Here is a 22155-nt window from a genome sequence, read left to right as displayed (position 1 = left end):
GCCTGCGGAGAGAATTGCCGAATGTTGAGCCATATCACGCGCCGTATATTGCTCATGATTCCGAATGTCATCGCGATGACGTTTCTCCTCTTTGCGACCGTCTTGTCGTTCCTCGGCAGCCCGGCGGCGGCGATGCTGGGGCAGGAAGCCTCCTTGGAGGAAATTGCCGCACTCAATAAACAATATGGTTTCGACCGGCCGATCATCGTCCAGTATTTCGACTGGATCGCACACGCGCTTCAGGGGGATTTCGGGCGCTCCTATACGTCACAGCAATCCGTTGCCGATGCCTTGCTGCCGACGATTCCGGTGACGCTCGAGCTCAGCCTCTGGGCGATCCTGCTGGCCGTGGTGGCGACCATTCTGTTCAACAGCGTGCCCTTCGCGCGCCGCGTCGTGCAGCCGATCACGACAACGCTCGCCGTTATCGGCATCACGATCCCCAATTTTATGCTGGGCATTTGCCTGATCTTCATCTTCGCCGTGAAGCTGCGCTGGTTGCCGACGACCGGCTGGGTACCGTGGTCGGCGGGTGTCGGCGCACATCTGTCGCACATCATTCTGCCGGTCGTGACGCTATCGGCCAATTACTTCGGCTCCTTCACGCTCGTCTACCGGGAGGAATACAAGGCCGCTTACCGCCGTCTGTTCATCAAGGTGGCGCGGGCCAAAGGCCTGTCGGAGATGCGCGTTTCGCTGGTTCATGCTCTGCCGAATGCCATTCTGCCGGTGGTGACTTATGTCGGCCTGTCGCTGGGGCCGCTGGTCGGCGGTGCGGTCGTCACAGAGATGGTCTTCTCGATGCCGGGGGTGGGACGCCTGTTCGTCAGCGCGATCGGTGCACATGATTTCCCGGTCATGCTGGCGATCGGCATTCTGGTGATCTTTGGGGTGATGGTAGCAAATCTCATTTCCGACATCGTCTATACATCCATCAACCGGCAAGTATCGCTAGGGTAAGGCATGACCACCGTTTCAGACAATCGCACCCGATTCGTCGCTCTGTGGCGGGAGAAGCTTGGGAAGCTGTCGGTTCGCCAGTTGATCGGTCTGACGATCATCACGATTTTAGTCGTGCTCGGTATTCTTGCGCCCTATCTCGGCCTGTCCGATCCGAACCAGTCCAGCCTGGATATCCTGCAGGGCGCCTCGGCCAATCACTGGTTTGGGACGGATGCTCTGGGGCGTGACGTTTTCTCCCGCGTCATTCACGGCATCCGCGTTTCGGTCTTGATCGGTCTGGGCGTCGGGGTCATCGGCACTGTGCTCGGCGTCCCGATCGGGCTGATCGCCGGTTATGCTCGCGGCACGATCGATCTTGTCATCCTGCAAGTCATCGATCTCTTCGTTGCTTTGCCGGCACTGGTCCTGGCATTGATCATCACCGCCATCGTCGGCTCGACGGCGATTAATATCGCCTTGGTGCTGGGCTTCGTGATGTGGCCGCAAATGGCGCGCCTGGTGCGAGGGCAGGTCATCTTCATTCGCGAAAGCGTCTATGTGGAGGCGGCGCGGGCGCTGGGCGGCAAGCCAAGCTGGATCATCCGGCAGCATATCCTGCCCAATGCCATCCGGCTTGTGATTGCGCAATTCTCCATTACGGTTGCCTTCGGTATTTTCAGTTCGGCCAGCCTGTCCTTCCTCGGCCTGGGCGTGCCGCCCCCCGCGCCGGATTGGGGCACGATGGTACGCGAAGGCGTGCAGTTCCTGGCTTTCTCGCCGCTGATGAGCATTGCACCGGGTGCGGCCGTGACATTGACCGTCTTGGGTTTCTATCTCCTTGGATCGAAAGATGACTGAAAGCACGGTCAAAACATATCCGATGCCGGTGGCTGACGGATCGCCCAAAGCCAGCGAGACGCTGCTCGATCTCCGGAATCTGTCGGTCAGCTATCAAATGGCAGGACGACAGCTGAAGGCCGTCCGGAATGTCGATATCAGCCTGCGATCAGGCGAGATCGTCGCACTGGTGGGTGAATCCGGTTCGGGCAAGTCCACTATTGGCCACGCCTTGATGGGACTGCTGCGCTATGAAGACAAGGTCACCGTTTCCGGAACGGCCGTGCTCCGGTGCAAGGACGGCGTCACGCGCGATCTGTTTGCCATATCTGACCGTGAGATGAAGCGGGTGCGTGGCAATGACATTTCGATCGTCTTCCAGGAACCGATGTCCTCGCTCAATCCGCTGCATTCCATCGGGCATCAGATAACCGAAGCGCTGTTGGCGCATCGCAAGCTGGGGCGCAACGAGGCGCGCGAACGCGTGCTTTACTATCTCCGGCGCCTTGGCATCCCAAATCCCGAGCAATGCATGGAACGTTATCCGCACCAGCTTTCAGGCGGGATGCGGCAGCGCGTGATGATCGCCATGGCGCTATGCTGCGAGTCAAAGCTTCTGGTGGCCGATGAAGCGACCACGGCTTTGGACGCCACGGTCCAAGCGCAAATCATCGATCTTCTGAAATCGCTACAGGCCGAAACGGGAATGACGATCCTTTTCATTACCCATGATCTCGGCGTCGTCTCGGAGATAGCCGACCGGGCGATCGTGCTCTATGCCGGGCAGATCGTCGAGACGGCTGGAACAAAAGAGCTCTTTGATAACCCGCATATGCCCTATACCCGGGCGCTGTTTGATGCCATCCCGCGGCTCGGGTCGTCGCTCATGAAAGACTATGAGCTTCGCGGCATTCCTGGGCGGGCGCCGAGCGCGTTCGAACGGGTGGGGGGCTGCTCCTTCCATCCGCGCTGCGCTTATGCGACCGAGGCTTGCCGGGCGACGATGCCGGAGCTCGATGCGACGCAGCGCGGACATCTGGTCCGCTGCCTGCGCTGGAAAGAATTGCAGTTGGGAGGATGCGATGAATTCGCCGCTGCTCGACGTTAAAAACCTCCAAAAGCGTTTCGATATCCGGCGGGGCCTTATTCCGCGCGCTGTCGGACACGTCCATGCAGTGCAGGATGTCTCCTTCAGCCTGCGCTCACATGAAGTTCTCGGCATCGTCGGTGAATCCGGTTCGGGCAAGACGACAATCGGGCGCAGCGTTTTGCGTCTGACCGAGCCGAGCGACGGCGAGATCATCTTCAACGGCAAGGATGTCACGAAATTTTCCGGATCGGAGCTGCGGCAGTATCGGCGCAGCGCGCAGATCATCTTCCAGGACCCTTACGCCGCCTTGAATCCGACGATGACGATTGAGGAGATCCTCTCCGAGCCCCTCATCGTGCAAAATTTGATCAAGGATCGTCAGAAGCGGAAGGAACGCGTTGCCGAGCTTCTGGACATGGTCGGCCTCAGTGCCGAGTACATGACGAGATTGCCCAACGAATTATCAGGCGGGCAGCGCCAGCGCGTCGTGATCGCCCGCGCCCTGGCCGTCGAACCGCAATTCGTCGTAGCCGATGAGCCTGTCTCCGCCTTGGACGTTTCCGTCCAGGCGCAGATTATCGCCTTGCTGAAGGATCTCAAGCAACGCCTCGGCCTGTCGATGATCTTCATCTCACACAATCTGGCCGTGGTGGAATATCTCGCCGACCGGATCGCCGTGGTCTATCTCGGCCGGATCATGGAGATCGGCACCGCCGCCGAAGTCTGCAACGCGCCGAAACATCCCTATACGATCGCACTGCTCTCCGCTGTGCTCGACCCAGGAACCTCGACCCGTCGTCAGCGGGTCATCCTGCAAGGCGACCTGCCGGACCCCGCCAACCCGCCATCCGGCTGTGTCTTCCGCACACGTTGCCCTTATGCCATCGCAGATTGCGCGATTGGGGTGCCGGAGATGCGGTCGGTCAGCTCCACGCATGCACGGGCATGCATCCGGGACGACGTAGGCTGACAATCAAAAAAATCGCTGGGACGAAAGAAGAAACTGATGAGTGCCGATAGATATTTCGATGGAAGCGGGATCCGCACCCGTTATCGCCTGGAAGGCGAGGGGCCGAATATGGTCCTTGTCCATGGGGTAAGCGACCAGTTGGAAGGATGGGATAAGGTTGTCCCTTATCTGGAAAAGAATTTCCGCATCCTCCGTTTCGACCTTCGGGGGCATGGCAGTACCGACAAGCCGGAAGGCCCCTATAGCCTAGACGATTTTGCCGGCGATCTCGCCGAATTGACGGTGGGGTTGGGATTCGAGCGGTTCCATCTCGCCGGTTTTTCACTGGGCGGGCTCATCGCCCAGCGCTTCGCCCTCGATTATCCGGAGAGAGTCGATCACCTCATGCTCCTGAGCACGGTTGCCGGTCGCAACGAGGTGGAGCGCGCCCGGGTGATCGAACGCCTGCAGGCGGTGGAAAAGGGCGATTTTAATACCCACTTCGAAAGCTCGATCCGGCGCTGGTACACGGATGACTTCATCGCCCGGAATCCGGATCTGATGGCGTCTGCCGGTCGAAGTAATTCCCTTGACCAAGCAAGCATCCGCGCCGCCTATCGGGTCCTATGCACCAGCGATCTGATCGAGGAATTGCCGCACGTGCAGTCGCCGACGCTGATTATCACCGGCGAACATGATATCGGCTCCAATCCGCGCATGGCGGCGAATATGCACAAGTCCATCGCCGGTTCTTCATTGGAGATTCTGCCTGGCCAGAAGCACTCGATCCTCATCGAAGTGCCCGGCACAGTCGCGAAGCTGATACAGGATTTTATCGCCGGCCAAAGGTGAAAGCCGAAATGCAAGGCGGAGACAAGGTAGTTAGCGAACCGCTGCCCTGTTCAACGAAATATACGAAGAAACGAGCGGCGAATACCCACTTTTGTGGATGCGTTGCAGCCGCGTCGCCCGTTAGGCTTGGTTCCTGAGGGTTCTGTCACCCTTTCGAGTAGTAGTAGCTGTGGAGGTTTTCTGGAAATGGTCCAACCATTAGTGCGTAAAATCGTGACCTATGCGGAGGAGGTCCTGATCGAAGGCCGCCGCGAGGTCCCGCGCCCGACACGCTTCGCGGCGGCTGCAGCCGTCATCAGGAGCCCCTGGCGGGGCGACAAGTTCACGGAAGACCTGAAACCGGCCATTCTTTCCCATGCAACCCTGCTGGGCGAATTGCTGGTTCCCCGGCTGATGGACCTGGCCGGCGGTGCTGCTGCGGTCGAAGCCTATGGCAAGGCTGCGGTTGTCGGCGCCGATGGCGAGGTGGAACATGCCTCCGCCCTCATCCACACCCTGCGTTTCGGCAATATGTTGCGCGAAGCCGTGGGTGGGACCTCCTATCTCTCTTTCACCAATAAGCGGGCGGGTCCCGGTTGCAGCATCGATATCCCGATGACGCATATCCGTGAATCCGGCACGCGTTCGCACTTCCTGACCATTTCCTTCAATATTCCCGACGCACCGGCCGATGATGAAATTGTCATCGCTATCGGTGCCGCGACAGCCGGCCGGCCGCATCACCGGATCGGCGACCGCTTCGAGGACATGAAGGAAATGGGGATCAGCTCGAACAACACCGTCCTGAAGGAAGGCTGAGGGATGCGGGCCGCGATGGTCGGTTCGGAGCGTCGCTGCCCGACAGCTCATTTGATGCCGGTCGATCAAGCAGGTGAGGAAGTCTCTATCGACAGATAGGTTACGATGACACAGCTACGCAATGCGCTTCGGCGCGAGCCGAATATCAACGCGGCAGAACAGGTTTCCACGGCAGATCTGCGGGGGAGCCAGTTGGAGGCCATTCGCGAGATCACGAGCCTGGTCAATTCGTGCAGCGACCTGAACACAATATTCGAACGCATTGTAAATGCGATGTGCCGCAATACCTCCTGGAAGCGGTGTGCAATCATGGCGATCGATCGGTCGAACGGCTATTCCGTCCTGGTGACGCGGACCGATCCCAACCCCGAAATCAGCAGTAAGCTGCCGCAGCGATGGGAGTTGGCGACCAGCCCATCCTTAAAGGTGGCAGAGACAAAACGCCCTCTCGTCATCGAAGATGCGCAGGTTTCGGACGAATTCCCCGGCTTCCGGGCGGATTCGATTGCCCGGCATTACCACACCGTCGTCATCCTGCCGCTCAGCTGCACCGATATGCAATCGCGTGAGATGGTATTGTCGGTCAGCTCCGATCACTGCATCAAGGTGGCGGAAGAGGAGATCAATTTCCTCACCACCGTCTGCCATCTGGCGGCGATTGCCGTGGATAAGGAAAAATCCCTGCACAATGAGCGCCTGGTGACCTGTCGCCTGGAGCGGACGCTGCAGATCAATTCCAGCCTGCTGGAACGGGTTCTGGGCGGCAGTTCGATGAGCACGATCGCCGGGATCGTTGAATCGATCCTGCCCGATCAGATCATCATCATCGACTTCACCTCCGACAGCTTCCATATCGGCAGATCGCCAAACGCTCAGCAGCTCAGCGATCCGGAATGGGCCGAGATCGTCAAAGGTGTGGCCTCGGCCTATTTCGCCGAACTCATCGTCCGAACGGAACCTACGGATTTCCGGCAATTGCATCAGATCGATCTGACGCCGCTCGGCGTCTCCATCGCGCGGCAGGCCTATGTCGAGCCGCTGCAGGTCGATGGCGAAACGGTCGGCGGCTTGATCGTGTTCCCACGACAAAGGGGGATGGATGATCTTGACTTCCTGATTGCACAGGAAGCGAAATTCGCCTTGAGCGCGCAGATCATGCGCACCCATATCCAGTTCCGCAAGGATTCATCGCAATTGGCGGATCTCTTCGATCATCTGTTCAAACGGAATTGGACTGATCCCAGTCAAATTCTCGGCAGGGCCAATCGGCTGGGGGTGAACATCACCGTGCCGGCGCGCATTCTGGCGATCGAGATCGAGGATATCTGCAAGAAGCGGCATGGCGGCATCGCGCTGGTGTTGCGGCGCCTCAACGCACTTCTCAAGAATGCCAAATCGGGCGCACTGGCCTTCGAGCTGGGTGGCAACATCTTCGTCTATCTCCCTTGCCTGAACCAAGGCCAGGCTCAGGCCCAGAATCAGAGTTTCGACAAGTTCAAGGCATCCCTGGGCCGCCAGATCCTGGAAGCGACGCAATGGCAATTCGGCAGCGAGCCGGTCGTCGCTTTTGGCACGGTCTGCGAAAAGCTGGAGGATTTCCAGGCCTGTTTCGAACAATGCAGCCGTCTGCTGATGCTCGCCAGGTTGTTCGATCGCCACGGCCTGGTGCGCCAGGAGGATTTCGGTCCGTTCGCGCTGCTCCTCTCGGCGCTCGACGGGGCGGCCGCACAGGAATTCATGCAGCAGACCATCGGTCAGATCGAAAAATATGATCGCGAACATGCGACGGATCTGCTGAAGACAGCCGAGACCTTTATCAACCAGGGCTGCCGATACCAGGCGACCGCGGAGGAACTACAGGTCCATGCCTCGACGCTGCGATACCGCTTGCAGCGGCTGCTGGAGCTTTTCAACCTCGATCTCGACGACGCCGAGACGCGTTTCGCCCTTTCCCTGGCCTTAAAGCTTCGGGCGATCTTCGGTTCGCGCCCTAACCCTTTACGGGACCATCCACGAATCTGACAACACAGCTACAACTGGTTGCTATAAATCGATGGAAGCCTTGGCGCGGCCCCGTGATTAGGGTCGGTCCATGGAAAAGAACCTCGTATCACAGGATGCCGAAGCCGCATTCGACACCCGCGCGTTTCGCCGGGCGCTAGGCAATTTCGTCACCGGCGTGACGATCGCGACCGCGATCGATGCCGTGGGGCGGCCGCGCGGACTGACGGTCAATTCCTTCACGTCGGTGTCGCTGACGCCGCCGCTGGTTCTGGTCTGCATCGCGAATACCTCGGCCTGTTACGAGGTCTTCCATCATTCGAATGATTTCGCCGTCAATATCCTGAGCGAAGACCAGCGGACCATCTCGGATCTTTTCGCTAGCAAGGCCACGGATAAGTTCGATCATGTTTCCTGGTCGGTGGAGCCAGGTTACGCCCCGCAGATTCATGGCAGCATGGCAGTCTTCCAATGCCATATCGAAAGCCGCGTGCAGGCTGGCGATCATGTCATCCTGCTGGGCCGCGTCAAACATTTCGACGTGAATGCCAGGCGGCCGCTGGTCTATGCCCAGGGCGGCTATATGTCCGTCAGTGCCCAGCACGCAGCCGTCGCTCGCGCACCGGGGCATACCGTTCTGGTGAGCTGTATCGCCGAGCGGGATGGCGGAATCCTGATGGTACGCAATGCCGATGGTCGTTGGGAATTGCCGAGTGCGCGGCTGGCCGAGCCCATGGATCAGCTGTCTTCACTCAGCGAAGCCTTGAAGAAAACCGGCGGTAAGGTTGAAATCACCTTTCTTTATTCGGTTTTCGAGAGCCCGAAGCAGACCTTGAACATCGTCTATCGGGGAACTCTGGCTGAACTCGATACGCCGTCCGATACGGTCAGCATCCGAGACGAGGCGACCATGCCCTGGCGTGAGCTTAACCCCGCGCCTCTTGAGGGCATGTTGCGGCGTTTTTTCCGCGAAAGAGAGCTCGATCAGTTCGGCGTTTATGCCGATGTCGCGACCCCCGCCCTCGTCGCACGTGTGGGAACCGTACCGGAGATCTGGGAATCATATGTTTCACATCTGACGAAGGAATAGTCATGCCGATGCATACCATGGTCGGAAGTATCAGGGAGGCACAGAGAGTGGCTTCGGCTAGTTGGGCAGAGGCGAAGGTATCCACGCGTTCTCGTACTTGAAGCCGGCCACCGATTATTCCGGCGAGACGCACAGCCATGGTGATGCGTCTCAAGTACAAGCCGTAGATTGCAGATATTAGGAGAATAAGATGAAGTTCGCGATCGCGGTCAACATGTCCCGCTACAGCCCGGAGACGAGTATACGGGCGGTGGCGGACCGTGCCCTCGAATTGGTGAAGATGGCGGAGCAAGGTGGCTTTGAAGCGGCCTTCGCTGCCGAACATCATACGATCGAGATGACCATTGCCCCCAATCCTTTTACCATTCTGATGAACTGGGCTGCCAATACCAGCAAAATCCGTCTGGGCACCGCAACGGTGGTTGCGCCTTATTGGCATCCGATCCGTTTGGCGGGTGAAGCAGCCCTGTTCGACGTCTATAGTGACGGCCGCTTGGAATTCGGCATTGCGCGCGGCGCCTATCAGTATGAATTCGACCGGCTGGCTGGCGGTATTCAGCAGCAAAAGGGTGTTGCCTATCTGAAGGAAATGCTGCCGGTCGTGAAAGCGCTGTGGCAAGGCGACTATGAGCATAATGGCGAGTTCTGGCAGTTCCCGACCTCCAGCTCGGTGCCGAAGCCGTTGCAGCAACCGCATCCGCCGATCTGGGTGGCAGCGCGTGATCCGGAAACCTATGATTGGGCGATAAAAAACGGCGCGCATATCATGTCGACGCCCTTGTCGCGGCCACCGTCGGAAATCAGGGTGTTGTCGGACAAGTTCAATCAAGCACTGGCCAACAATCCTGGCATCCCACGTCCGCGCTTCCTGATGCTGCGCCAGGCTTTCGTCTACGACAATCCGGATAATTGGCGCCGGGCGATCGACTATGCGATCGAGAGCGGCCGTCACTTCGAAAACCTGTTCCAAACCAACGGCGTCGTCAAAAACGGCTTCACAAAGCCGGTTGATTTGTCGACCGTCTCGGCTCCGGAGAATTACGATCCGGAGCGCCTACATGAAAGTCTGCTATTCGGCACGCCCGATGTCGTGATCGAAAAACTGAAGCTCTATCAGGATGCCGGTGTCGATCTTATGTGCATCGGTGTCAATGCCGGCCTGCCTTGGCCGGAAGTAACCCGCTCGCTGGAGCTCTTCATCGAGCGTGTGATGCCGGCCTACGCGACATAATTCTTGCGTATGCCTGATTTGATTACCGAACTGAAAAATAGTCACTGAAAACGGGAGGAGAGAGTGATGACAAAAGACCTTGATAAACTTGCGGCGATGCTTGATCGAATGTCCCTTTCACGCCGTTCGGTGCTCGGCGGCGCAGCGGCAATCGGCGGTTTGTCGATGGCGGCGGCGATCGGACGGCCCTTCTCGGCCCTCGCTGATGACCTGAAAGGCAAAACGGTCACATTCGCAAGTTGGGGCGGCTCCTATCAGGACTCCCAGAAGGCGAATTACTGCGACCCTCTGCAGCAGAAGACCGGTGTGACCGTGCTGCAGGACGGGCCGGTGACCGAATCGAAGTTCCGCACCATGGTGGAAGCTGGTGATCCGGTTTGGGATGTGGTCGACATCACCCATGAATTCCTGTTTAACGGCATCCAGAACAATCTCTTCGAGAAGCTCGACCTTACCAAGATACATGCCGACCGCATCAACCCGGCCTACCGGAATGATTACGGCATCGGCGATATCGTGTGGTCTTACAATATCGGCTACAGCACGAAGGTCTTTAAGGACGGCAATCATCCGAAGTCCTGGGCCGACGTGTTTGACCTGAAGAAGTTCCCCGGCTCGCGCGGCCTTGGCAGCGACGGTCCCGAGGCGATGCTTGAAATCGCTTTGATGGCGGATGGGGTCCCGATGGATCAGATCTATAAGGTCCTCGGCACGGATGAAGGCGTGAAACGCGCCTATGCGAAGCTGGACACGATCCGGAAGGATACCATTTTCTGGGATACGAATTCCCAGTCGCAACAGCTGTTCACCGATGGCGAAATCAGCTGCGGCCTGATCTTGAACGGCCGTGCCTATGACGCTGCGAATAAGGGGGCGGCGATTGCGGTCGAATGGAACCAGAATATCCAGTCCATCGACTATCTGGTGATCCCGAAGGGTAGCAAGAACATCGAAGCGGCCCATGCCCTGATTGATGAGATGACCGTCGCCGAGAACCAGGCAAAGCTCGCCAATGATATCGCTTATGCCCCGACAAACCCGGAAGCATTCAAGTCGATCGACCCGAAGGTCGCATCTTGGCTTTCCACCAATCCGGACAACGCCCGCAAGGGCTTCGTGATCGATGGTCAGTTCTGGCGTGATAATCTGGACAAGCTGAAGGAAGGCTGGGAAGCCTGGAAGGTTTCCTGATCCAGCTTGCCAGACGGTGTAGTTGAGGCGCTGCATCGCAAGTGCCCCAACCTATGACTGAAATATTCTAAGCGCCATATCCGCGTTAACCGGGAGGTTCGCGGATAGGGCGCGGTTTGTCATGCAAAAGAGCGTGGGATGAGTTCAGTCGCGAAAAGTCCAATGAGCAGGAATGCCTGGCTGATCGTACCGGCCATCGTCGTGATTCTTTGCTTCTTTTTCTATCCCGTCTCGTGGCTTCTTATCGACAGTTTCTCGCGTCCGAAATGGGGGATCCAGAATTACGAAGCTGTCCTGGGGCGCCTTGTCTATCTGAAGGTTCTTCTGAATACCTTCACGATCAGTGCTGGAACGACTTTCTGGTGCGCCGTTATCGGATATCCGGTTGCCTATACCATGGCGCATTGCAGCAAGCGCGCGCGCCGACTGCTCATCTTCGTCGTCCTCATTCCGTTCTGGACCAGCTTGCTGGTCCGGACTTTCGCTTGGATGGTTCTGCTGCAGAAAACCGGGTTGATCAATCAGACTCTGCTGACACTGGGCGTGATAACGGAGCCGGTCGCGCTGATCTATAACAGAATCGGTGTTTATATCGGTATGGTGCAGGTCCTGCTGCCCTTCCTGATCTTTCCGCTTTTTTCCGTGATGTTGCGCATCGATCGGAACTATTCCTTTGCGGCGGCGACCTTAGGCGCACCGCCCGTCCGCAATTTCTTCCGGATCTATCTGCCATTGACATTACCGGGTCTGGTCAGCGGCGGGACGCTCGTCTTCGTCAGCTCCCTCGGCTATTACATCACCCCGGCTTTGCTGGGAGGACCGGCCGATCTGATGATCGCGCAGCTGATCGAACGGCAAATTTCGACTTCGGGGAACTGGGGCATGGCCGGCGCGCTTGCCGTCCTACTTCTGGTGGCGACTGCAATCTGTCTTGGCGTTGTCCACCGTATCATCGGCGTTAAGACAGCCTGGGGACGGTGATCAATATGGGGGCTCCATTCTCATCCGGCCGCATGTGGTCCCGACTGAGGTTGGCAATCTGTACTTTTGCCGTGATCTATCTTGTCGCACCGCTGATCGTTGTTCTGGTCATTTCCTTCAGCTCGGCGCCCTTCCTGACCTTTCCCCCGCCGGGCTTTTCGATGCAGTGGTATAACAACCTCTTCACCAACCCCGCCTGGTTCAACTCCCTGATCACCAGTATCAAGGTCTTGATCCCAACCTCGATCCTGGCGACGAGCTTGGGGACGGCCGCCGCCTATGGCCTGGCGCGATCGAATTTTATCGGCAAGCAGATAGTGATGGGCCTGCTTCTGTCACCGATGATCGTGCCAGTCATCATCGTTGCCGTCGGTATTTTCGGTGTTTTCCGTGCGCTGGGCCTTTATGGAAATCTCCTTGGCTTGATTATCGCCCATACGATCCTGGCAATTCCTTATGTCGTGATGACAGTTTCGGGCTCGCTGGCTGTGATCGATAAAAGACTGGAAGATGCCGCCTTGACATTGGGTGCTTCGCCGCTGCGTTGCTTCCGGCGTATCACCTTTCCGCTGATCTTCCCGGCAGTCCTGTCCGGCATGCTGTTTTCGATGGTGGTTTCCTTCGACGAGCTCGTCGTCTCGATGTTCATCAGCACGCCGGTCGTCAGGCCCGTGACGGTTCAGATGTGGTCGAATATCCGCGGCTCCGTCGATCCGACCATCGCCGCGATTGCCACATTGTTGTTCTGTTTCTCGCTGCTTGCCTTGTTGAGCGAGCGTGCCGCGGCGCGAAAGGTAAAGAAAGAAGTCGATGAATAAGGTGCCGAAGGTGATCAGTCAGGATGGAAGCCGGGAAATGTCGAATACAAAATCCATACTCGAGCTCGTCGGCGTGCGGAAAGTATATGGCTCTGCCGTGGCCGTGGAAGGCGTGGATCTGACGCTGCATAACGGCGAGTTCCTGACATTCCTGGGGCCATCGGGATCGGGCAAGACCACGACACTGGCGATGATCGCCGGTTTGCAGATGCCGACCGAGGGGAAAATCCTCCTGAACGGGCAGGCAGTCGATCCACTGCCGCCCTATAAAAGAAATATCGGCATGGTGTTCCAGAACTATGCGCTGTTTCCCCATATGACGGTGGCCGGCAATATCGGCTTTCCGCTGGAAATGCGGGGGATCGATGCCGCCGAACGCAAACGGCGGATTGCCAAGACGCTGGAGCTGATCGGTTTGCCAAATATGGGCGATCGCTACCCCCATCAGCTTTCCGGCGGGCAGCAGCAGCGCGTGGCGCTCGGCCGGGCCATCGTCTTTGAGCCGCCTCTGCTGCTGATGGATGAACCTTTGGGTGCGCTTGATAAGAAGTTGCGCGTCCAGATGCAGCTCGAAATCACTCGGCTCCATCGGGAGCTGGGCATTTCGATTCTCTATGTGACCCATGACCAGGAAGAAGCCTTGGTCATGAGCGACCGGATCGCGGTTTTCAATGAGGGAAAAATCGAGCAGCTCGGCAGCGCGAAGGATCTGTACGAACGTCCCTCGACTGCTTTCGTCGCCGGCTTCCTGGGTGAATCGAATTTCTTCCATGGCACGGTTTCTGGGATATCGGATGGCAGGTGTTTCATGGAAACGCCTTACGGCCAGCTTGGCGCCTTCAATAATGCATCGCTTCAGGTGGGCGACAAAGCGACACTGGCGGTACGGCCCGAACGGCTTTTCCTCTATCGCGGCCGGGACAAGAAACCGGAAAATTGCGTGAGCGGAACATTGACCGACCTTATCTATCTCGGGCAGTCACGCAAATGCGTTTTGCGAACGGCCAATGGAGACGAAGTGGTTGCTTTGCAGCATGCACAGCAGGTCGAAGAGCCCAGCATGAACATCGGGGAAGAGGTCTGCGTTACCTGGAACTGTGCCGATGCGAATGCCTTGAACCATCGCGCAGCGTCGAACTGAGCCAGGACGGAGGAAGTACGTGGATACAGATCAATTTGCGACGCTCAGTAAATTACGGGTTAGATATCGCCTCGAAGGAAAAGGACCTGTCATACTCCTCATCCACGGCGTCGGCGGCTCGCTCAACGATTGGAACCGTGTCGCCCCCAGCCTCATCGAAGGCTATACGGTCCTGCGCTGCGATCTGCGCGGCCATGGCCAGTCCGAAAAACTGCCCGGGCCATATGAGCTGGAGGATTTTGTCGCGGATGTTCACGACCTGGTGCGGCATCTGAAGATCGACCGTTTCCATCTGGCAGGATTCTCCCTTGGTGGCTTGGTCGTCCAGGGATTTGCACTGGCACATCCAGAGATGGTCGATCATCTGATCCTCCTCAGCACGGTGGCGGGACGGACTGAGGAAGAAAAGAAGCGCGTGCTCAATCGTTTGGACATCGTCGCCAACGGCATTCCGGGGCAGCATTTTGAAAATTCGGTGAGCCGCTGGTTCACGGATGAATTCCGCGCGGCCAATCCCGATATCATCGCCGCCTATGCCAAGCGCAGCCGGGAGAACGATCCCAAGGCCTATGCGGCGGCCTACCGCGTTCTGGCGACGGGCGATCTGGCGGACCGGTTGCATGAAATCAAAGTTCCGACCCTGGTGGCGACGGCGGAGAATGATATCGGCTCTAACCCACGCATGGCCAAGCTGATGCATGAGCGGATCGCAGGATCAAAGCTACATATTTTTCCGCGTCTGCGTCACTCGATCTTGACGGAAGCACCGCAAGATGTCGTCAAGGTAATCACGGATTTTCTGCCGAGAGGGCAGTGATCCGGACAGGTGAGGCGGTGGCTTTCGGGCCCCTTCTCATTTCTGCACGCGGATCGTATCCGCGATCTTTTCGGCGATCATGACCACAGCGGCATTGATATTGCCGCTGGGCAGATCCGGCATGACGGAAGCATCCACCACCCTTAATGCCTCCACGCCAAGCACGCGTGCTTGCTGATCGACAACGGCAAATTCATCGCTGCCGGTGCCCATCTTGCAGGTGCCGATCGGATGATGGACGGTGATCGATGTGTTGCGGATATGTGCGTCGATATCTGCATCCGATGTCTTGTCGAGGCCGGGCGCAATCTCGCGGGCGATGAAGGGAGCCATGGCCGGTTGTGCCGCGATTTCGCGGGCGAATTTGACACCTGTTCGCAAGACCCGCCAATCCTCCGCGGTCGAGAGGAAGTTCTGGTGGATTTTCGGCGCGGCAAGGGGATCGGCAGACGCGATGCTGACCCGCCCCCGGCTCTCGGGATGCAGCATGACGATACGGCAGGCAAAGCCGTCGGTGAAGGGTGCCTTGAAGGGTGAGAAATAGGGCCAGGCACCCAGCGGTGCGGCGGTCAGCAGAAATTGGATATCGGGCACTGGCTTATCCGCTTGGCTTTTTAGAAAAGCGGTAATGCCGCCGGGGACATCGGCGGCAAAGCCCGTTCCGAACAGATACGCCTTGACCAATTCCCGGCCGATACGATCATAGCGCATCATGCGGTGGAAGGGGCCAGGCTCCTTTCGGTGATACATCAGGATGACCGAGACATGATCCTGCAAATTCCGACCGACGCCCGGCAAGGCGGCTTTGATGGGTACGCCCAAACGGTTCAGGTCGACCGGATCGGCAATGCCGGACAAGGTCAGCAATTGCGGCGAATTGATGACCCCACCGGCGAGGATGACCTCGCGCGCTGCGCGTACAGTGTGTGTGATGCCGTTCTGATGGTATTCAATGCCGGTCGCTCGCTGCCCTTCAAACAGGATCCGCGTGGCGTGGGCATTGACTTCGATCGATAGATTGGCGCGTTTGAGCGCCGGCCGCAGATAGGCCGTCGCTCCGCTGCTGCGACGCCCATTTCCGATCGTCATCTGGAGGCGGGAAAAACCCTCCTGTTGCGCGCCGTTATAATCGTCGGTCCAGCCATGCCCGGCGCTTTTTGCCGCTTCGGCATAGGCTTGGATCAATGGATCCTGGTATTTGCAAGTCTGAGTCGAAAGCGGTCCGTCGCCGCCGCGAAAGGCATTGGCGCCGCCTTCCCAATGCTCCTGTTTGCGGAAATAAGGCAGGACGGACTCATAGCCCCAATCGGTCAACCCGCTGGCTGCCCAACGATCGTAATCGGCACGGTTGCCACGCACATAGGCCATGGCGTTGGTCGAGGAGGAGCCGCCGACCACCTTGCCGCGAGCGCATTCGACGCGACGGCCGCCGACATTGTCTTCCGGCTCGCAGAAATACATCCAGTCGTGCAACCGCTTTTGCAGGATCTTGCCCCAGCCGAGGGGAATGTGAATCCAGGGATCGCGATCCCAGCCACCCGCTTCGAGAATGAGAACCTTGACGGCCGGATCGGCTGAGAGTCGATTGGCCAAGGTGCAACCGGCGGAACCGGCGCCGACGATGACATAATCGTAAGTTCTATCTGCGGCCATAATCACCTTGCCCCCAACCCATTCATTGTTCTGCTGCTGCAGATCAATGCGGAAGGGCTGCCTTGGCGAGGGCAGCCCTTGCAATCGTTATTCTACTTCAGAAAGGCATCGGTATAGACGCTATCCACGGCAACCGGCTGCTTCAGCGCACCCTGTTGCTGCAGGATATCGATGGTTTTGGTCCATTCTTCTTTCGTCATGCCGCCAAGGGGCGTCTTGCCATCGGGGGAAGAGAAGGTGGTGGTGATATCGGCTTGGAGCTGCTTTTCCAGCACCTCTTCCTTGCCGGCATATTCGGGATTGGCTTTGGCGATGATGGCCACCGCACCCTTCGGATCTTTCACCACATCCTGGAAGGCTTTCATATAGGCCGCGACGAAACGCTTCGCGAGATCCGGCTTTTCCTTGGCGATCTTCTCCGACGTGAAGACACCGGAACCATAGATGTCATAGCCGAATTTCGATCCGAGCATGATGCTGAGCGATCCCTTGCCGCCGGCCTTGGCTTCCAGCTCCGGCACCTCGGCATCGATATAACCGGGCACGGCATCGACGCGGCCGAGCAGGAGATAGTTCTCGTATGGCGGCGAGACCGAGCTCTTGGTGACATCGCTTTCGCTCATCCCATTGGCCGAGAGCAGTGCTTTGAAGAAGATGTAAGTCGAACCGGCCGGATGAATGCCGATATTCAGCCCTTTGAGATCGGCTGGTTTATTCAGCGTCTTGTGCTTGGCCAGCGAGATCATGGCGAGCGGACTGCGCTGATTGACAGCGACAATGGCGACAACCGGCAAGCCTTGTGAACGGGTCACGGCCAAAGTCGGCAGATCACCGAAACCGAAATCGGCATTGCCATTGGCGACCAGGCGCAGTGCGTCGGGCGTTCCGGTGCCCTTGCGGATCTCCGTGATGTTGATGCCGTTCGCAGCGAAATATCCCTTTTCCTTTGCGACGAAGAACATCGCATGATCGCCGCGGACCACCCAGTCCAGCTGGACTTTGACGTCATCGGCCGCGGCGGCCGGCTTGCTGCCGATCAGGCTGCCGCTGAAGGCCGTCGCCATCAGGCTGAAGGCAAAAAGCCCGGTTGAAAAATGACGACGCAACATATTGTACCTCCCGTTTTATTATGATTGCAGAAGAGATCAAGCGCGGTTCACCGCATCGAATTTAGGTGCCCAGGGGATGAGGAATCGTTCGAGGATTTCAATCACGTAGTAGAAGACGACACCGACCAGCGAGACGACCACCAGAGCTGCAAAGACCAGGGCCGTATCGAGTTGGGTTGAGGCAAACTGGATCATATAGCCAAGCCCGGCGGAGGCGCCCGCGAATTCACCGACGATCGCGCCGATGACGCTAAAGGTGATCGCGACTTTCATGCCGGCCATCAGATGAGGCATCGCGTGGGGGATGCGGACGCGCAGCATGATGTCATTTTCGCGCGCACCAACCGATTTCATCAGCGAGACGAAACTTTGCTCGACGGACTGCAACCCGACCAGCATGTCGAGGGTGATCGGGAAGAAGGCGATCACCATGATGAGAACGATCTTGGGCGCGAGGTCGTAACCGAACCACAAAATGAAGATGGGCGCGAGCGCAACTTTCGGCACGGTCTGGAAAAGGACGATCAGCGGATATAGAGCACGCCCGAACAAGCGGAAACGAACAATAAGTAAGGCTAGGGTGATGCCCACCACCGCGGCGAAAGCAAAGCCGATCAGTACCTCTTTGGCCGTGATCAGGGTGGCGGTGGCCAGCGCGCCGGCATTCGCTGCCAGGGAGACAGCAATGTTTGATGGTGCCGGCAGTACGAAAATCGACACATTGAAGGTGCGGATGATGACTTCCCACAGAACAAGGACGAGGAGGAAGAGCATCAGTCCGGGCAGCATGCCCGTGAGGGCGACGAACAGGTTTGCGCCTTTGCTCGATTTATCGGTCATCGCATTGTCCATGGTGGATTAGGATGCCTGCCGTGGGCGACCGTGGCTCTCGATCAGGCGGTCGCGCAGAAGGATCTCGGTTTCGCGGAAGCGCGGGTCGGCAAAGCTTTGGCTATTGCGTGGGAAGGCCAGCGGCACCGTAATCGAACAGACGATCCGGCCCGGCTTGACGCCCATCACATGCACCTCGTGAGAGAGGAGGACGGCTTCGTCGATTGAATGCGTCACCAGGACGATGGTTTTGCCGGTACGTTCCCAGATATCCAGGATCAGGTAGCTCATTTCCTCGCGTGTAATCGCATCGAGTGCACCGAAAGGCTCATCCATCAACAGGATCTGTGGATTGAGCGTCAATGCCCGCGCGATGGAGGCGCGCTGACGCATGCCGCCGGAAAGCTGGGAGGGCAGTTTCGTCAACGCCTCGCCCAGGCCGACCAGTCGGAGATTTTCGGCGGCGCGTTCGCGCGCTTCGTTGGCAGGAATGCTTTTATCCGAGACCTGCAGCAAGAAAGCCGCATTATCCAAGGCGGTCTTCCAGGGAAGCAGATTGGCTTCCTGGAAAACCAGGCCGACGAGCCGGCGTTGCGCAGCTTCCTGAGGCGTGACACCGGCAATATCCATGCGGCCCTTCGCGGGCGGGACGAGCCCGGCAATCGCCTTCAACAAGGTGCTCTTGCCACAACCGGACGGGCCGATCAGTGACACGATGCTGCCGTCACGGATCGATAGATTGATATCCTGAATGACCGCCGGCCCATTTTTTACGCCGGGATAGCTGATGGCGATATTCTGTGCCGTGATCATGGCCGGGCCAGTCTTTTCGGCTTGCCGGCCGGTCGTCGCGTTCTCGGTCGGATTGCCGGATAATGTCCGGTTCGCGGCTGGTTCGCTGGCGGCGTTCACCTGACGAATTCCCTCACTGCCGTTCTCATTTCTGCCCATGACCCGTTCGATCATCGGCGAAGCTGCAAATCGTTCCAGGAAATGAGGGTTAAGGCAGTTGGGACAGGCCCACCCTGCTCACGGCCGGACTATTCCCGGCCAAGATTGGCCGGTATTGCCAACTCCCTGATCCGATACCGTGCCGAGCCCGCCGCATTTCTACTGAGTGCCGCGCCAGAGTTCTGTCGACCTGGTTCGGTTGTTGCGGATTATGGTTCGGTGGTTCGGATGATAACATCCTACCCAGAACATAGCGTTACCAATCCCTAACACACGAACCACGAGACTCACAAGCGCGAACAGTAATTGGTTCGGTCTCGATGAGTGGTTCATTCCTACAAAGCCGTTTTCGACGCCAGGGTAGGTCGACGGGCGGACGGCTTAAATTGGACGGCACAAGCCCTAAGGCAGGTATCTGATCGCCACGGCCAGCAACGGGGGCGAGCCGGCTAACCTGTTCTGAACCGATAATTCTGCCGCGCTATCATTGGCGGACTGAGGATATGTAACGATTATTGCTCGGTCTCGCCGCTCACCGGAAAAGCGTGCTGATAGATATGGCGCTGGATGTCGCTCAAATGCTGCTGCATGACTTCCTGAGCGCGATCGCCATTGCGAGCGGCAATCGCTGCGGAGATCTCGCGGTGAAAGTCCGCATGAACCGATTGGCGCTTGTAACAATTGGCATTCTCGCCGAGTCGGCGCCAGCCGGCATCACGCTGGCTGGCATGCAATGTATCGAAGATGGCGAGGAAGAGCGCGTTGCGGGCAGCTTCCGCGATGGTGCGATGGAATTTCGCATCCGCGGCTTCATAAACTGCGGAGGTGCTGGCTAGCTTGGTTTCCTCCGCCAGACTTTGCAGCCGCTTTATATCGCTCTGGGATGCGCGGAAAGCCGCCAAACGCGCCATAACTGGTTCGATCGACAGGCGAACCTCGATCACTTCCAGGGGGTTAGTATGGTCGAGGATTTCCTGGAAAGCGATTCTCGGGACACCGGCGGACATCATGTCCGGCAGGTTGATTGCGGATCCGACCGATCCATTCGGTCGCACCGATTCGGCAGCCGTCGCACCATGCACAAACGTGCCGCGGCCCTGATGGCGGATGATCCGCCCTTCCTGTTCGAGGATGTCCAGCGCGCGCCGTAATGAACGGCGTCCCACGCCAAGATCGTTGGACAAGACCCGCTCCGGCGGAATGCGCCCTTCTGCATCGGCGCAGCCATCTTCGATCAGCTGGCGCAGCTTGCTCAGGGTTTGATCCATTCGCTCCATCATACGGATTCCCGTTATCTCTAGGCTCGCTGATTATTCCCGCCGGGCATTTACAGACCTTACCAAGGGCGGCGCCCGATATGCCCGTGACCACCGCGCATAACCGGTTGGAGAAGCTTATGCAAGCAGGTGCCGGCCAAGACACAGGGTTCATCTCGCTCCGCAGGGCGCCACCCGGAATCTCAAAAGGGCCGCCTTGTCTCGGCCGAAACCAATGATCCCAAAAACGATACCACGGACCCAGTCATCCGGCAATAATTGCACCAATCCGGTGAATTTATCGAACCATGTCCTCTTGGATATTGACGCTGATCCGTGGACGTGGTTACGATCTGGTCCATCACGATACTGGGCGTGAACCAATAAGCGCAAATGGTTCCAAACATGGCCGAAGCCGACGGCAGATCGGGCTAGGCGAGATAAAGGGTGCGCTATGCAAAGTACGAAAAAGCTGGAAGGCAGCAACCTGCAAGCCGCGATGGACCAGCTCCATGCGGATGTCTATGACAGGCAGATGGCGCCGTTTTGGGCGATCGATCAGAAAGCCGAGCACGACGAGACCAATCAGATCAGGGACAAGCAGAAGGCGGTTCCGCATATCTGGAAATACAAGACAGATATCGAGCCGCTGCTTTATCGCTCGGCCGAGCTAATCAGCACCGAATCCTCGGAACGCCGCTCGCTGATCCTGGTCAATCCGGGGCTTGCGCCGAAGCGTGCCTCGGTGACGACCATGTATACCGCCTACCGGCTCAACGATCCGAACGAGATCATGCCGCCGCACCGGCATTCACCAAATGCGATCCGCCTGGGCCTTACCGGCAGCATGAATTTCACCGGAGTCGAGGGCGAGAACATTACCTTCGGGCCGGGCGATCTGGTACTGACGCCGCATGATACCTGGCACAATCACGGCAATCAGGGGAATGAGCCAGCGATCAATCTAAGCGTTCTGGACCTGCCCTTGGTCGAAACACTGAACGCCATTTACTTTGAACATGATTATACCGAGGAAGAGGAAGGTCAGCGCAAGCGCCGCGTCGTCCAGTCGGAGCGCTTCCCCAGCGATTATTCGCAGCGCGTCTATGGTCATGGCGGGTTGATGCCGCGTTTCGTTTCTCATCTGCGCGGCACCGGCGCCGCCTCGCCGATGTATCTCTATCGTTGGGACATGATGCGTGAATTGCTGGAGAAGTTCCGTAACTGGGACGGCGATCCGCACGAAGCCCTGATGATCGAATATGTCGATCCGACCACGGGCTCCCCGGTTTACAAAACCATTACCTTCTTTATGCAAATGCTGCGGCCAGGCGAGAAAACCTTGCCGTTGAAGCAGAATGCAAGCCTGCTTTGCGCACCGTTCGAGGGTCGCGGCTATAGCATCGTCGGCAACAAAAGGCTGGATTGGGAACCGTTCGATACTTTCGCGGTACCCGGCGGCGCCTGGTGCGAACATGTCAATACGTCATCGACCGAACCGGCGATCCTTTTCGTCGCCAGCGATGAGCCGACATTGAAAGCCCTGGCGCTCTATCAAAAGCATGGGAAGAAGCCCAGCGGCGAGATCGTCCGTCTCACCTGATCGGCGGGCAAGGT

General features: G+C 58.0%; 20 protein-coding genes. 15 read left to right on the top strand and 5 right to left on the bottom strand.

Going from position 1 to position 22155, the window contains the following annotated elements:
* Window positions 1-21 precede the first annotated feature (21 nt).
* The 14 genes from SMD27_RS16175 (at window position 22) to SMD27_RS16110 (ending at window position 14738) form a co-directional block, all read left to right on the top strand.
* A complete protein-coding gene (locus tag SMD27_RS16175; protein ID WP_320509447.1) occupies window positions 22-960 on the top strand; it encodes an ABC transporter permease in 939 nt (312 codons plus the stop codon).
* A 3-nt stretch (window positions 961-963) separates the two neighbouring features.
* Window positions 964-1800, top strand: a complete 837-nt coding sequence (locus tag SMD27_RS16170; RefSeq protein ID WP_320509446.1) for an ABC transporter permease — start codon at window positions 964-966, stop codon at window positions 1798-1800.
* Entirely contained in the window at window positions 1793-2887 is a 1095-nt protein-coding gene (locus SMD27_RS16165; protein ID WP_320509445.1) for an ABC transporter ATP-binding protein, read from the top strand. The genes SMD27_RS16170 and SMD27_RS16165 overlap by 8 nt, the downstream gene beginning before the upstream one ends.
* A complete protein-coding gene (locus tag SMD27_RS16160) occupies window positions 2862-3839 on the top strand; it encodes an ABC transporter ATP-binding protein (RefSeq protein ID WP_320509444.1) in 978 nt (325 codons plus the stop codon). The genes SMD27_RS16165 and SMD27_RS16160 overlap by 26 nt, the downstream gene beginning before the upstream one ends.
* A 36-nt stretch (window positions 3840-3875) precedes the next feature.
* Window positions 3876-4670: an alpha/beta fold hydrolase gene (locus SMD27_RS16155; protein ID WP_320509443.1), complete on the top strand. Its 795-nt coding sequence runs from the start codon at window positions 3876-3878 to the stop codon at window positions 4668-4670.
* Window positions 4671-4856: 186 nt separating this feature from the next.
* On the top strand, window positions 4857-5468 hold the full coding sequence (locus SMD27_RS16150) for an amino acid synthesis family protein (RefSeq protein WP_320509442.1): 612 nt from the start codon (window positions 4857-4859) through the stop codon (window positions 5466-5468).
* Between the two features lie 105 nt (window positions 5469-5573).
* On the top strand, window positions 5574-7490 hold the full coding sequence (locus tag SMD27_RS16145; protein WP_320509441.1) for a helix-turn-helix domain-containing protein: 1917 nt from the start codon (window positions 5574-5576) through the stop codon (window positions 7488-7490).
* Between the two features lie 70 nt (window positions 7491-7560).
* Window positions 7561-8559, top strand: coding sequence for a flavin reductase family protein (locus SMD27_RS16140; protein ID WP_320509440.1), 999 nt, complete (start codon window positions 7561-7563; stop codon window positions 8557-8559).
* A 190-nt stretch (window positions 8560-8749) separates the two neighbouring features.
* A complete protein-coding gene (locus tag SMD27_RS16135) occupies window positions 8750-9790 on the top strand; it encodes an LLM class flavin-dependent oxidoreductase (RefSeq protein WP_320509439.1) in 1041 nt (346 codons plus the stop codon).
* 66 nt (window positions 9791-9856) lie between these two features.
* Window positions 9857-10981, top strand: coding sequence for an ABC transporter substrate-binding protein (locus SMD27_RS16130; RefSeq protein WP_320509438.1), 1125 nt, complete (start codon window positions 9857-9859; stop codon window positions 10979-10981).
* Window positions 10982-11143: 162 nt separating this feature from the next.
* Window positions 11144-11962 carry an ABC transporter permease gene (locus SMD27_RS16125; protein ID WP_320509437.1) on the top strand — a complete coding sequence of 273 codons (819 nt, stop codon included), beginning with the start codon at window positions 11144-11146 and terminating at the stop codon, window positions 11960-11962.
* A gap of 5 nt (window positions 11963-11967) precedes the next feature.
* A complete protein-coding gene (locus tag SMD27_RS16120; RefSeq protein WP_320509436.1) occupies window positions 11968-12780 on the top strand; it encodes an ABC transporter permease in 813 nt (270 codons plus the stop codon).
* 37 nt (window positions 12781-12817) lie between these two features.
* Window positions 12818-13921 carry an ABC transporter ATP-binding protein gene (locus SMD27_RS16115; RefSeq protein ID WP_320509435.1) on the top strand — a complete coding sequence of 368 codons (1104 nt, stop codon included), beginning with the start codon at window positions 12818-12820 and terminating at the stop codon, window positions 13919-13921.
* 19 nt (window positions 13922-13940) lie between these two features.
* A complete protein-coding gene (locus SMD27_RS16110) occupies window positions 13941-14738 on the top strand; it encodes an alpha/beta fold hydrolase (protein ID WP_320509434.1) in 798 nt (265 codons plus the stop codon).
* A gap of 36 nt (window positions 14739-14774) precedes the next feature.
* On the opposite strand, the gene SMD27_RS16105 is transcribed toward SMD27_RS16110, so the two are convergent.
* The 5 genes from SMD27_RS16105 to SMD27_RS16085 all read right to left on the bottom strand — a co-directional run bounded on the left by SMD27_RS16105 (window position 14775) and on the right by SMD27_RS16085 (window position 20550).
* On the bottom strand, window positions 14775-16391 hold the full coding sequence (locus SMD27_RS16105) for a GMC family oxidoreductase (RefSeq protein WP_320509433.1): 1617 nt from the start codon (window positions 16389-16391) through the stop codon (window positions 14775-14777).
* 92 nt (window positions 16392-16483) lie between these two features.
* Window positions 16484-17500, bottom strand: a complete 1017-nt coding sequence (locus tag SMD27_RS16100; protein ID WP_320509432.1) for an ABC transporter substrate-binding protein — start codon at window positions 17498-17500, stop codon at window positions 16484-16486.
* A 36-nt stretch (window positions 17501-17536) separates the two neighbouring features.
* Window positions 17537-18340, bottom strand: a complete 804-nt coding sequence (locus SMD27_RS16095; protein WP_320509431.1) for an ABC transporter permease — start codon at window positions 18338-18340, stop codon at window positions 17537-17539.
* Window positions 18341-18358: 18 nt separating this feature from the next.
* Window positions 18359-19297, bottom strand: coding sequence for an ABC transporter ATP-binding protein (locus SMD27_RS16090; protein WP_320509430.1), 939 nt, complete (start codon window positions 19295-19297; stop codon window positions 18359-18361).
* Between the two features lie 497 nt (window positions 19298-19794).
* The gene (locus SMD27_RS16085; RefSeq protein WP_320509429.1) at window positions 19795-20550 is read right to left on the bottom strand and encodes a FadR/GntR family transcriptional regulator; all 756 of its coding nucleotides are present in this window, start codon (window positions 20548-20550) and stop codon (window positions 19795-19797) included.
* Between the two features lie 442 nt (window positions 20551-20992).
* Here SMD27_RS16085 and SMD27_RS16080 point away from each other — a divergent pair, with 442 nt between their 5' ends.
* The gene (locus tag SMD27_RS16080; protein WP_320509428.1) at window positions 20993-22141 is read left to right on the top strand and encodes a cupin domain-containing protein; all 1149 of its coding nucleotides are present in this window, start codon (window positions 20993-20995) and stop codon (window positions 22139-22141) included.
* Window positions 22142-22155 lie beyond the last annotated feature (14 nt).

The sequence above is a fragment of the Dongia soli genome, from assembly GCF_034044715.1.
GTDB lineage: Bacteria > Pseudomonadota > Alphaproteobacteria > Dongiales > Dongiaceae > Dongia_B > Dongia_B soli.
Note: the sequence above shows the minus strand (reverse complement) of the source record. Positions and strands in the feature narration are given on the sequence as shown.